The organism is Gelidimonas denitrificans (genome assembly GCF_055694065.1).
In genome coordinates, this window is the sequence record NZ_CM146350.1 from 1,754,844 (window position 1) to 1,766,489 (window position 11,646).

The window sequence follows — 11,646 nt, forward strand, 5'->3', positions numbered from 1 at the left end:
GTTCCTCGTCCCTCGTCCCTTAACCAACTCATTCATAGACTCCCATGAAATTTGATGTCGTCATTATCGGTAGCGGCTTGGCCGGCCTCTCCGTAGCACTCCACCTGGCTGAAACCCATCAAGTCGCCGTCGTAACAAAACGGCATCTGCTCGACGGCGCCAGCAACTGGGCCCAGGGCGGGATTGCCGCCGTGCTCGATTCCGGCGACAGTTACGAGCAACATATCGAAGACACTTTAATCGCCGGCGCAGGACTGTGCGACGAGGCGGCCACTCGCAACATCGTCGAGCACGGGCGCGAAGCGATTGAATGGCTGATCTCCCAAGGCGTGCCATTTACCCGCGACGACAGCGCCGAACTCGGCTACCACCTGACTCGCGAAGGCGGCCATAGCCAGCGCCGCATCATCCACGCGGCCGACGCCACCGGGCACGCAGTACAAGTCACGCTGGAAGAAAAAGTGCGCAAGCATCCGAATATCACGCTGCTGGAAAACCATTACGCGATTGACCTGATCACATCCACCAAGCTGGACCAGAAATCGCTCACGCCGGAGTGTGTCGGGCTGTATGTGCAGGATGTCGTCACCGGAAAAGTCATTACGATTTCCGCTGGCCACACCGTGCTGGCCACAGGCGGCACCGGCAAAGTGTATTTGTATACGACCAATCCGGACACCGCCACCGGCGACGGCATTGCGATGGCCTGGCGTGCCGGCTGTCGGGTGGCCAATATGGAATTCATCCAGTTCCATCCGACTTGCCTGTATCACCCGTACGCGAAGTCGTTCCTGATTTCGGAAGCGATGCGCGGCGAAGGCGGCTTGCTCAAGTTGCCGCCGGAAGCTGGCGCTGCGGCGGGCCTGCGTTTCATGCCGGAACACGACGCCCGTGCCGAACTGGCGCCACGCGACGTAGTCGCCCGCACGATTGATTTCGAAATGAAAAAGCGCGGCCTCGATTATGTCCATCTGGACATTAGCCACAAGACCCCGGAATTCCTGCAAGAGCATTTCCCGACCATTTATGCGCGTTGCCTGGAACTCGGCATCGATATCAGCAAAGAGCCGATCCCAGTGGTGCCGGCGGCGCACTATACCTGCGGCGGCGTAGTCACCGACATGAACGGCAGCACCGATATCGCAGGTTTGTATGCGGTGGGCGAAAGCGCGTATACCGGCTTGCATGGCGCCAACCGTTTGGCCAGCAATTCGCTGCTGGAATGCCTGGTGCTGGGCCGCGCCGCCGCGTTGGAAATCGACCGTGCGCCAAGAGAAATCCATCCATCGCTGCCGCAATGGGACGAAAGCCGCGTCACCAATGCCGATGAAGAAGTCGTGATTTCGCATAACTGGGATGAACTGCGCCGCTTAATGTGGAATTACGTCGGCATCGTGCGCACCAACAAGCGCCTCGAACGGGCGCAACATCGGATCAGCCTGTTGAAGAAAGAAATCCACGAGTACTACGCCAATTTCCGCATCACCAGCGATTTGCTGGAATTGCGCAACCTGGTGGAAGTCGCTTCGCTAATCGTGGATAGCGCGCTGATCCGGCGCGAAAGCCGCGGCCTGCATTACAGCCGCGACTATCCGGCTACCTTGCCCAAGGCTTTGCCGAGCGTGCTGTCGCCGAAACGGCTTTAACCATGAAAAATGCACGGTAGCATACTGCTCCGTGCATTTTTTAATTCCGCTTTATATATATGCGGAAAATAGCCTGTTTTAAGGCATACCCCCATCAAAAATGAATTGATTGGTTAGGCTACAGCTTCCCCAGTATCCGCAATGAATAATCGGTAGCCTGTACATCCTTGGTCAAGCCGCCAATCGAGATCCGGTCAACGCCAGTTTCGGCAATCGCGCGCAGCGTCGTCATGTTGATGCCGCCGGATGCTTCCAGCAACGCACGCCCGGCGGTGATGTGCACCGCCTCCCGCAGCGCATCGGTGCTGAAATTATCCAACAGCACCGATCTGGCGTCAGCAGCCAGCGCTTCTTCTAGCTGTTGCAGGGTTTCGACCTCGATCTGAATCGGCACGCCGGAACGCAAGCCCAGCGCCGCCGCCATCACCGCGCCGATGCTGCCGGCCGCGGCAATGTGGTTTTCCTTGATCAGAATGCCGTCATACAAGGCCAAGCGCTGATTCTGGCCGCCGCCCACGCGCACCGCGTATTTCTGCGCCAGCCGCAATCCCGGCAAAGTCTTGCGCGTATCCAGAATCGCAGCGTGCGTGCCTTCGATTGCCGTCACGTGACGCCGTGTGGCGCTGGCCACGCCGGACAATAGTTGCAGAAAATTCAAGGCGCTGCGCTCTGCCGTCAGCAGCGCGCGCGCCGGCGCTTCAATCGTGCAAACTGTGCTGTCGGGGGTCATCAGATCGCCTTCCGCGTAACGCCATTCGATCCGGATGCCGGGGCCAACCGATTGCATCACCCCTTCAAACCACGGCGCGCCGCATAACACGGCTTCTTCGCGCACCAGCACGCGGGCCTTGACCCATTCCTGTTCCGGCACCAATCGGCCCGTGACATCGCCGCTGCCGATATCCTCTTGCAGCGCGACCCGGATATTCTCTTCAAACGCTGCCGCCAGATCGACATCCATCGGCGCAAATCGGTTGTTCAAGGTGCTCATGCCGGCCCGATCCCTGAAAATAGTTTGGCTTCCTGCGCCAGATCGGCACCGGGGCGCACATTGGCTTTCTTTTTAGCGGCGAAATCGAGCATACGGTCGATGCAGAGCACCGCCTTGCGACCGATTTCAGGATCGACAAAGACTTCACTGCTGCCGTTTTCCAGCACCTCGACCAAGTTGGCCAGGCCATTCATCGCCATCCACGGGCAATGGGCGCAACTCTTGCACGTGGCGCTGTTGCCGGCGGTCGGCGCTTCGATGAAATGCTTGGTCGGCGCGGCCAGCCGCATCTTGTGCAGGATGCCGTTATCGGTTGCCACGATGAAAGTATCGGTATCGAGTGTTTGAGTGGCCGCAATCATTTGCGAGGTGGAGCCGACCACATCGGCCAAGGCCACTACCGCTTCCGGCGACTCCGGATGCACCAGCACTTTTGCATGCGGATATTGCTGCTTCAGCAATTCCAGCTCGACTGCCTTGAATTCGTCATGCACCAGACACGAGCCTTGCCACAGCAGCATGTCGGCACCGGTTTTTTTCTGGATGTAGCCGCCCAGATGTTTGTCCGGCGCCCACAAGATTTTTTTGCCCTGTGCATGTAAATGGGCCACGATATCGAGCCCGATGGAGGAAGTCACCATCCAGTCGGCGCGCGCTTTTACTGCTGCGCTGGTATTGGCATACACCACTACGGTGCGGTCCGGATGGGCATCGCAAAAGGCGGCGAATTCGTCGGCCGGGCAACCCAGATCGAGCGAACAGGTGGCGTCCAGATCCGGCATCAGCACGCGCTTTTCCGGACTTAGGATTTTTGCGGTCTCGCCCATGAAGCGCACGCCGGCCACCACCAGCGTCTTGGCAGGATGGTCGCGGCCGAAGCGCGCCATCTCCAGCGAGTCCGAGACGCAGCCGCCAGTTTCTTCGGCCAGATCCTGTATGTCGGGATCGACATAGTAATGCGCCACCAGCACTGCATCACGCTCCTTGAGCAAGCGCCTGATGCGCTCTTTCAGAACATTTTTTTCGGCGGGAGACGGCTCGACGGGGGTGCGGGCCCAGGCCTGCGCTGTACAACTGGAACCAGTTTCCATTTGCGGGCGCTCGAATTCAACGGGTTTGATCACTTGAGTTTGCATATGCGGTTTGGTCGGTGTAGTCAGTGTAGAAGGGTTGACGGTGGCTTTCGGTACGGCTGATATCGGCGCAAGATGGATGAAAACAAGGTATCCGATATCGCCCTGGAGTACCTGCAGTCTTCCTTGGAAATCAATACCTGCGAGGCACGGTCTGCTATGCTCTGCGTCGTGTTTTATGCGGTGCAATTCGGCGCAATAAAACACGATTTGGCAACAGCACGAATTTTACGCTCGTTTTCAAGATGAAATTTTTCCGATAAAATTCTTCGCCGAAGCATGTGCAATCATGCCTGCCCGGCAATGATCACCAGACTGAAGCTGTCTCCATGAACAATACCATTTTCGACAAATCCCAAAAAGGCCGCGAAGAGATAGCCATGCGCAAATATGGCCTGGCGCTGCGGCTGCGCGCGCTGCTGGTGATGATCGACGGCCAGCACAGCACTGCTGATTTACTGGAAAGAGTATCCGGCCTCGGGCTCGACGAATCCAGCATCCAGGAGTTGCTCGACAACGGCTACATTCAACTCAGCAATAACCCGAAATGACAAAAAGCGCACTGTGCTTGAATCAACAGTGCGCTTTTTTTAGTGAGGCTTTCCGGAGCGGTTAAGCAATGCCCTGACTGCTCAGGTAATCCTCATAGTTACCCAGGTAATCGACGACTTCATTGTCCTTGATCTCCAGGATGCGGGTTGCCAGCGAGGAAACGAATTCCCGGTCGTGTGAAACGAAGATCAGCGTGCCGGCGTATTTTTCCAGTGCAATATTGAGCGACTCGATCGTTTCCATATCCATATGGTTGGTCGGCTCATCCATCAACAGCACATTATGGCGGCCCAGCATCAGCTTGCCGTAGGTCATCCGACCTTTTTCGCCGCCGGATAACACGGTTACCGATTTTTTCACATCATCGCCACTGAACAGCAAGCGGCCCAGAATCGAGCGCACGGCCTGATCGTCGTCGCCTTCCGTAGTCCAGCGGCCCATCCAGTCGGTCAGATTGATGTCGTTGGCGAAATTTTCGGTAGGGTCTTGCGGCATGTAGCCCACGTCGGCATGTTCGGCCCATTTTGCAAAACCGCTATCCGCATGCAAACCGCATACATCCCCGCCGATGCAGCGCAGCAAAGTGGTTTTGCCGATGCCGTTGGCGCCGATGATGGCGATCCGTTCGCCGGCTTCGACCATCAGACTGACGTTTTTGAAAATCGTGTGGTCGTAACTTTTGGACAAACCTTGCAGTTCGACTGCCTGGCGATGCAATTTCTTCTCGCCATCAAAACGCACGAATGGGTTTTGGCGCGACGATGGCTTCAGGTCCTCGACCTTGATCTTCTCGATCTGCTTGGCGCGCGATGTGGCTTGGCGCGCCTTCGATTTATTGGCCGAGAAGCGGCGCACGAAATCCTGCAGTTCGGCGACTTTTTCTTTCGCCTTGCTATTGACCGACTGCTGCTGCTGGCGCGCTTGCGTGGAAGCGAACATGTAGTCGTCGTAATTGCCCGGATACACTTTCAATGTGCCGTAATCCATATCGGCCATGTGGGTGCAGACCTGATTCAGAAAATGGCGATCATGCGAAATGATGATCATGGTCGAGTTGCGCTCGTTAAGCACGTCTTCCAGCCAGCGGATGGTGTTGATGTCGAGGTTATTGGTCGGCTCATCGAGCAGCAGGATGTCCGGGTTGGAGAACAACGCCTGCGCCAGCAAAACCCGCAATTTCCAGCCGGGTGCGACGTTGCTCATCGGCCCCTGGTGCTGCTCGATCGCTACCCCGACGCCCAGCAATAATTCGCCGGCGCGCGATTCTGCAGTGTAGCCATCGTATTCGGCGAATTTCGCCTCCAGATCGGCGGCCTTCATGTAGTCGTCGTCAGTGGCTTCCGGATTGGCGTAAATGGCGTCGCGTTCAGCCATCACCGCCCACATCTCGGTATGGCCCATCATCACCACATCCAGCACCCGCATATCTTCAAAAGCAAACTGGTCCTGGCGCAATTTACCCAAGCGCTCATTGGTGTCGAGCATGACCGTGCCGGAAGACTGATCCAGGTCGCCGCCCAGAATTTTCATGAAGGTGGATTTGCCGCAACCGTTGGCGCCGATCAGGCCATAGCGATTGCCATCGCCGAATTTGACGGAAATGTTTTCGAACAACGGCTTGGCGCCGAACTGCATGGTGATGTTTGCTGTAGATAGCACTGCTGAAACCCTTAAAAAGGTGAACTGAATAACTGCCTATTATACCTTGTAAGTCAAGCGCTTATTTTGGCTTTGCTGCGGGGTGTCGCGAGGCGAACGCGTGAATTTCGAATCGTCATTGCATTCCCTGAATGGAGTATTCGACATACTCCGTTATATTTTCGAGAAATGCATATTTTTCCGCCTGTAATCATTACTGCAATAAAATATACCTATATTAGTATATTCAATATGCGTTACAGATTGTCAGCGCGCCAGTCCCGGATATGCAGAAAAAGTGAGTTGAAACGATGTTGTATCCGATCCCAGTTGTGCGTGGGCGCCCACCGGCAAGGTCAATTTGTTGGCTATATGGCCGAAAGGCAGTCCGGTCAGGATTGGGATATGCAATTGCGAGCGCATGAACGCCAGCATCGCGTCAAAATCGTAGCCCCGGTCGTAATCCGTGACGCGGTAGCCGGAAAAATCGCCCAGGATGATCACCTTTTGTTGCGCCAAAACGCCTGCGTGCAGCAGTTGCAGCAGCATGCGTTCGATCCGGTACGGATGTTCGTTGATATCCTCGACAAACAGGATGCCGTTCTGGATCTGCGGGAAGTACGGAGTGCCGAGCAAATGGTTCAGGATCGTCAGATTACCGCCCCACAGGGTTCCGTCGGTATCGACTGCAGGATTGCCAGCGGCCTGCACGTTGATCCGATACGAAGTGGAGCGCAGGCAATCCCAGAAATACTGGATGGTGAAAGCGCTGATATCTTCGCGGCCAAAGTCGCTGCACAGCATCGGGCCGGCAAAACTGACGGTATTGGTTTGCGCCAGCAATGCCATCTGCAGCACGGTAAAGTCGCTGTGCCCGACAAAAAGTTTGCCGCTGGCAGCCAGTTGCGCCAGATCCAGCGCCGGCAACAAGCGCGACAAGCCGTAGCCGCCGCGCACGGCCATGATGATCTGCACTTCTGGATTGGCGGTTGCCGCCTCCAGTTGCGCCTTGCAAGATGCTGGGGTGCCGCCGAAACGCTGGTAACTTGCCGCCGGGTCATAATAATTATGAATCTGACAGCCTTGCGCCTGCAGCAACGCAATGCCGCGCGCAAGCGCTCTGTCGTCAGCCGGATAACCGCTGGGGGCGACGATGGCGACACCGACATTCTGGGCGGCAAGTGGGAGATTCGCGGTCATTGCACTTCCAGAGATTTGTTTTGCTGCATCTGGCGGCGCTGGGCAAAAAAATCTTTCAGTAGCGTGCTGCATTGCTGCGCCAGTACGCCACTGACGACTTCTGTGTGGTGATTCAGTTTTGCTTGTGCGAACAGGTTGATGATCGAGCCGCAGGCGCCGGTTTTCGGGTCTGACGCGCCAAAAACAATGCGCGACAAGCGCGCATGCATCATCGCTCCCGCGCACATCGCACACGGCTCCAGCGTGACATACAAATCGCAGCCGGGCAGCCGGTAATTGCCCAGCACTTGCGCCGCCGCCCGCAAGGCCATGATTTCTGCGTGCGCGGTCGGATCATGCGCGCCAATCGGCTGATTGCAGCCAACCGCCACGATCCGGCCATCCTTGACCAGCACTGCGCCGACCGGCACTTCGCCCAAATTCCAGGCTTTTTGCGCCTGTTCCAAAGCCTGGGCCATGAAGAAGGCGTCATCCATGTTGCGGGTTGTTATTGCTGCTGGCGTCAACTTCTGCCCAGCAATTGGGCGTTTCATATAGCGTGATTTTGCTTAATGACAAGCCGGTGCCGTATCTGTCCTGATACACGTTTTTTAAAATATCAAAGGCCGCGCTAGCCAGATTCTCGACCGTAGGAATGCGCTCCAGCACTACGGTCTTGTGATCCGGCATGCTGTCCAGAAATTGCCTGACCGCAGTATCGTTCTTGTATACCAGAAAAGCATGATCCCAGAGATCGACCAAATGGGTTTTGGCAAGCGCCTTGATGTCGGAAAAATCCATGATCATGCCGTTATCCGATTGGCCATCTTCATCAACCACTGCGCCTGTCAGCGTAATGAGCAGCGTATAGCGGTGCCCGTGCAGGTTGCGGCACTGGCTTTTGTGGTCGGGAATGCGATGGCCGGCATCGAACTCCAACTTGCGGGTAATCGTCAACATGGTGTGTACTTCATTTAATTAAGGAATCTGTAACAGTTTATGAGTTTGCAGGCTGAGTTTCCATTGCGGATTACGCTTGCAAGTCTCGATCGCCAGCCGGGTATTGGCAACAGCATCCGGCCCATCCATCGGCTGCACGAAAAAATGCTCGAAATCGAGCGCCGCATAGTCCGCCAGGTTCTGGCTGGCTTGCGGGATCACGACTTTGATCTCGTTGCCGTGCTCAACCGTCAATACGGAACCCATTTTCGGGCTGACGCAAATCCAGTCCACTCCAGCCGGCACGGCTATGGTCCCGTTGGTCTCGATGGCAATGGTAAATCCGTGGGCGTGCATGCTGGCAATGAGCGCGGCATCCAGCTGCAACAGCGGTTCGCCGCCGGTAAAAACAACGTATTTATTGATTGGATAATCCTGCGGCCACAGGCTGGCTATCGTGTGCGCCAAGGTGTCGCTGTCGCGAAATTTTCCGCCGCGCTCGCCATCGGTACCGACAAAATCGGTATCGCAAAATCGGCACACTGCGCTGGCGCGATCAGCCTCGCGGCCCGACCACAAGTTGCAGCCGCTAAAACGGCAAAACACCGCCGGCCGGCCGGAATGCGCGCCCTCGCCTTGCAAGGTATAAAAAATTTCTTTGATGCTGTATGTCACTGGGTTCTTCAAATTGGATAAAAAATGGCTGCATCAATAATGGCATCAGGCCCGGGACAGTAGATTCTGCGTCACGGCACAAATTGTAACGTGCAGATGGCGTTCCCGCTAAAGACAAAGACGATGCGCCGCTCAAGGCGGCGCATCGTCCTGTGGACAAGCCAACAATGCGTTCAATCGACCAAAGTCATTCCCACTCGATCGTCGCCGGCGGCTTGCCGGAGATGTCATACACAACACGATTGATGCCGCGCACTTCATTGATGATACGGTTTGAAACCTTGCCCAACAACTCGTGCGGCAAATGTGCCCAGTGTGCAGTCATGAAATCCTGCGTCTGCACTGCACGCAGCGCCACCACGTATTCGTAAGTGCGGCCATCGCCCATTACGCCGACCGATTTCACCGGCAGGAATACGGCAAAGGCCTGGCTGGTCAACTGGTACCAGTTGCTGCCGCTATTTTCATCTACTGTGTTGCGCAATTCCTCGATGAAAATGGCATCGGCGCGGCGCAACAGGTCGGCGAATTCCTTTTTCACTTCGCCCAGAATGCGCACGCCCAAGCCGGGCCCGGGGAACGGATGGCGATACACCATGTCGTGCGGCAGGCCGAGTGCGACACCAAGTTCACGCACTTCATCCTTGAAGAGTTCACGCAAGGGTTCCAATAGTTTCAGATTCATGGTGTCAGGCAAGCCGCCAACATTGTGGTGGCTCTTGATGGTATGGCCCTTCTTGCCCTTGCCGGCGCTTTCGATCACGTCGGGATAGATGGTGCCCTGGGCCAGCCATTTGGCGTTTTGCAGCTTGGTGGACTCGGCCTGGAACACTTCGACAAATTCGCGGCCGATGATCTTGCGCTTGGCTTCCGGGTCAGAGACGCCTGTCAGCGCACCCATGAACTGCGTTGTGGCGTCGACATGGATCACTTTCACGCCGAGGTTCTTGCCAAACATGTCCATTACCATCTTGCCTTCATCCAGGCGCAACAAGCCGTGGTCGACAAAGACGCAGGTCAGCTTGTCGCCGATGGCGCGGTGAATCAGGGCGGCAGCCACGCTGCTGTCGACGCCGCCGGAAAGTCCCAGGATGACTTCGTCCTGTCCGACTTGCTGGCGGATGAGTGCGACTGCTTCGGCAATGTAGTCCGGCATGTTCCAGTCGGACTTGCAACCGCAAATCTCGTGGACGAAACGGCCGATGATGGCATTGCCCTGCAGGGTATGCGTGACTTCCGGATGAAATTGCACTGCGTAGAAGTGGCGTTCTTCATCGGCCATCGCTGCAATCGGGCAGTTGTCGGTCGAGGCCATGAGCTTGAAGCCGGGCGGCATCTGAATCACCTTGTCGCCATGGCTCATCCACACCTTGAGCATGCCATGGCCTTCGGCGGTCACGAAGTCATTGATTTCATTGAGCAAGGCAGTATGGCCACGGGCGCGCACTTCGGCGTAGCCAAATTCGCGCACCAGGCCGTTTTCGACCTGGCCGCCGAGTTGGGCGGCCATGGCCTGCATGCCATAACAGATGCCCAGCACCGGCACGCCCAGTTCAAAAACTGCCTGCGGTACGCGCGGTGTATCGCCTTCCATTACGGAATTCGGCCCGCCCGACAGAATCACTCCGGCCGCACCATAATTGCGAACGAACTCATCCGATACGTCGTAAGGAAAGACTTCAGAAAAAACACCTGAGTCGCGCACGCGGCGGGCAATCAGTTGCGTGACCTGGGAGCCAAAATCAAGAATGAGAATTTTAGAATGCATGGAGGCGCTTTTATAAAAAAGACATTGAAACGGAGATTAAGACGATGAGGGTTCGCCAGGATTAGCTTGGACAACACAATTACGGCCTGTTTTTTTAGCCGCGACCAAGGCTTTTTCGGCACGCTCGATCAATTCTTCAGAGCTTGCGTCAGGAAACGTGTCGGTCGATACGGTGCCGGCGCTGACCGTTAATTGGTGTTTGACAGCGCCGACCACTTCTGTGTGCGCCATGATGGCCAACCGCATCCGCTCTGCCACCGCCAGTGAAACCAGATGTGACGCGCCGGGCAAGACCACCATGAATCGATCGCCATCGTAACGGCCCAGCGCATCGTGGGGACGGATGCAGGAACGCAGTCGGCTGACTACTTTGAGCAGCAACGTGTCGCCGCTCGGACGGCCATGTTCTTCATTGATGTTTCTGAAGTAATCCAGATCGACAAGAACCATGGACAATGGTTTTTGCGCCTGACGGCAATTGACCATCTCGGCCGATAATACGCGCATGATGGCGGCGCGGTTCCAGGTACCGATTAGGGGATCGGTCAGGGAATCCCGTCGCAAATTGCGGTTTTTCTTGATCAGATCGAGTTGCGTTGCGCTTGCGCTATTAAGCCGCAATTCACGCTCGAACAGGGTTGCCAGGTCGGCCAAAAGCAGCCCGTCCTCTGGATTAAAAGTGCGTGGCGCATAATCGACCAGGCAAACGCTGCCGATAACCTGGTTCTGCGCATCCGTGATTGGCTGCGCCGCATAAAAACGAATGTAGGGCGCACCAACAACCAGTCGGTGCTGGCGCAACGATGGATCGATACGGGTATCGTTAGCCACATGCAAAGCCTGCGGAACCGGCAACCCATTTACAAAAGCGGCTTCAATCGATTCCATCGAGCGCTCGGACTCGGCGGCGCCTGCCATGAAATCGGTGATGCTGACAAAGCAGTTTGAAACACCGAACAAACGCTTGCCGATACGCCTTATCCGTAAAATTTGCTGATGAATGCTGAAACCGGAGGCATCCAGCGGTACGGTATTGGCACAGCTCAAATCATCCATATTTTCTTGATGCGTCATTGTCATCCAGGAGCTTCCTGATCAAGCAAAAGGCGTAACTAGCACCTGTCA

General features: G+C 56.1%; 11 protein-coding genes. 2 read left to right on the forward strand and 9 right to left on the reverse strand.

Annotated features, from left to right (window positions below):
* The first annotated feature begins 44 nt into the window (after nucleotides 1-44).
* Entirely contained in the window at nucleotides 45-1,646 is a 1,602-nt protein-coding gene (nadB, locus tag FKCLFG_RS08205) for an L-aspartate oxidase (RefSeq protein ID WP_472615716.1), read from the forward strand.
* A gap of 118 nt (nucleotides 1,647-1,764) precedes the next feature.
* On the opposite strand, the gene nadC is transcribed toward nadB, so the two are convergent.
* Both nadC and nadA read right to left on the reverse strand, forming a co-directional pair.
* Entirely contained in the window at nucleotides 1,765-2,637 is an 873-nt protein-coding gene (gene nadC / locus FKCLFG_RS08210; protein ID WP_472615717.1) for a carboxylating nicotinate-nucleotide diphosphorylase, read from the reverse strand.
* Nucleotides 2,634-3,773 carry a quinolinate synthase NadA gene (gene nadA, locus FKCLFG_RS08215; protein ID WP_472615718.1) on the reverse strand — a complete coding sequence of 380 codons (1,140 nt, stop codon included), beginning with the start codon at nucleotides 3,771-3,773 and terminating at the stop codon, nucleotides 2,634-2,636. Before nadA ends, nadC begins: the two co-directional genes overlap by 4 nt.
* Nucleotides 3,774-4,099: 326 nt before the next feature.
* On the opposite strand from nadA, the gene FKCLFG_RS08220 reads away from it, so the two are divergent.
* Nucleotides 4,100-4,321 (forward strand): hypothetical protein, encoded by a 222-nt coding sequence (locus tag FKCLFG_RS08220; RefSeq protein WP_472615719.1) that lies wholly within the window; start codon nucleotides 4,100-4,102, stop codon nucleotides 4,319-4,321.
* Between the two features lie 61 nt (nucleotides 4,322-4,382).
* Here the strand turns inward: FKCLFG_RS08220 and FKCLFG_RS08225 are convergent, their stop codons facing one another.
* The 7 genes from FKCLFG_RS08225 to FKCLFG_RS08255 all read right to left on the reverse strand — a co-directional run bounded on the left by FKCLFG_RS08225 (nucleotide 4,383) and on the right by FKCLFG_RS08255 (nucleotide 11,595).
* Nucleotides 4,383-5,981: an ABC-F family ATPase gene (locus tag FKCLFG_RS08225; protein ID WP_472615720.1), complete on the reverse strand. Its 1,599-nt coding sequence runs from the start codon at nucleotides 5,979-5,981 to the stop codon at nucleotides 4,383-4,385.
* Between the two features lie 246 nt (nucleotides 5,982-6,227).
* A complete protein-coding gene (ldcA, locus tag FKCLFG_RS08230; RefSeq protein WP_472615721.1) occupies nucleotides 6,228-7,160 on the reverse strand; it encodes a muramoyltetrapeptide carboxypeptidase in 933 nt (310 codons plus the stop codon).
* On the reverse strand, nucleotides 7,157-7,636 hold the full coding sequence (gene tadA / locus FKCLFG_RS08235) for a tRNA adenosine(34) deaminase TadA (RefSeq protein ID WP_472615722.1): 480 nt from the start codon (nucleotides 7,634-7,636) through the stop codon (nucleotides 7,157-7,159). The genes ldcA and tadA overlap by 4 nt, the downstream gene beginning before the upstream one ends.
* The gene (gene queD / locus FKCLFG_RS08240; protein ID WP_472615723.1) at nucleotides 7,629-8,099 is read right to left on the reverse strand and encodes a 6-carboxytetrahydropterin synthase QueD; all 471 of its coding nucleotides are present in this window, start codon (nucleotides 8,097-8,099) and stop codon (nucleotides 7,629-7,631) included. The genes tadA and queD overlap by 8 nt, the downstream gene beginning before the upstream one ends.
* An 18-nt stretch (nucleotides 8,100-8,117) precedes the next feature.
* Nucleotides 8,118-8,753 (reverse strand): 7-carboxy-7-deazaguanine synthase, encoded by a 636-nt coding sequence (gene queE / locus FKCLFG_RS08245; protein ID WP_472615724.1) that lies wholly within the window; start codon nucleotides 8,751-8,753, stop codon nucleotides 8,118-8,120.
* 187 nt (nucleotides 8,754-8,940) lie between these two features.
* Entirely contained in the window at nucleotides 8,941-10,521 is a 1,581-nt protein-coding gene (gene guaA / locus FKCLFG_RS08250) for a glutamine-hydrolyzing GMP synthase (protein ID WP_472615725.1), read from the reverse strand.
* 36 nt (nucleotides 10,522-10,557) lie between these two features.
* Nucleotides 10,558-11,595 (reverse strand): GGDEF domain-containing protein, encoded by a 1,038-nt coding sequence (locus tag FKCLFG_RS08255; RefSeq protein ID WP_472615726.1) that lies wholly within the window; start codon nucleotides 11,593-11,595, stop codon nucleotides 10,558-10,560.
* Nucleotides 11,596-11,646: the final 51 nt, after the last annotated feature.

What these genes read in the sequence shown, in the direction of transcription:
- nadB (WP_472615716.1), top strand. Translation starts at nt 45, where the DNA reads ATGAAATTTGATGTCGTCATTATCGGTAGCGGCTTGGCCGGCCTCTCC.
- nadC (WP_472615717.1), bottom strand. Translation starts at nt 2,637, where the DNA reads ATGAGCACCTTGAACAACCGATTTGCGCCGATGGATGTCGATCTGGCG.
- nadA (WP_472615718.1), bottom strand. Translation starts at nt 3,773, where the DNA reads ATGCAAACTCAAGTGATCAAACCCGTTGAATTCGAGCGCCCGCAAATG.
- FKCLFG_RS08220 (WP_472615719.1), top strand. Translation starts at nt 4,100, where the DNA reads ATGAACAATACCATTTTCGACAAATCCCAAAAAGGCCGCGAAGAGATA.
- ldcA (WP_472615721.1), bottom strand. Translation starts at nt 7,160, where the DNA reads ATGACCGCGAATCTCCCACTTGCCGCCCAGAATGTCGGTGTCGCCATC.
- tadA (WP_472615722.1), bottom strand. Translation starts at nt 7,636, where the DNA reads ATGGATGACGCCTTCTTCATGGCCCAGGCTTTGGAACAGGCGCAAAAA.
- queD (WP_472615723.1), bottom strand. Translation starts at nt 8,099, where the DNA reads ATGTTGACGATTACCCGCAAGTTGGAGTTCGATGCCGGCCATCGCATT.
- guaA (WP_472615725.1), bottom strand. Translation starts at nt 10,521, where the DNA reads ATGCATTCTAAAATTCTCATTCTTGATTTTGGCTCCCAGGTCACGCAA.
- FKCLFG_RS08255 (WP_472615726.1), bottom strand. Translation starts at nt 11,595, where the DNA reads ATGACGCATCAAGAAAATATGGATGATTTGAGCTGTGCCAATACCGTA.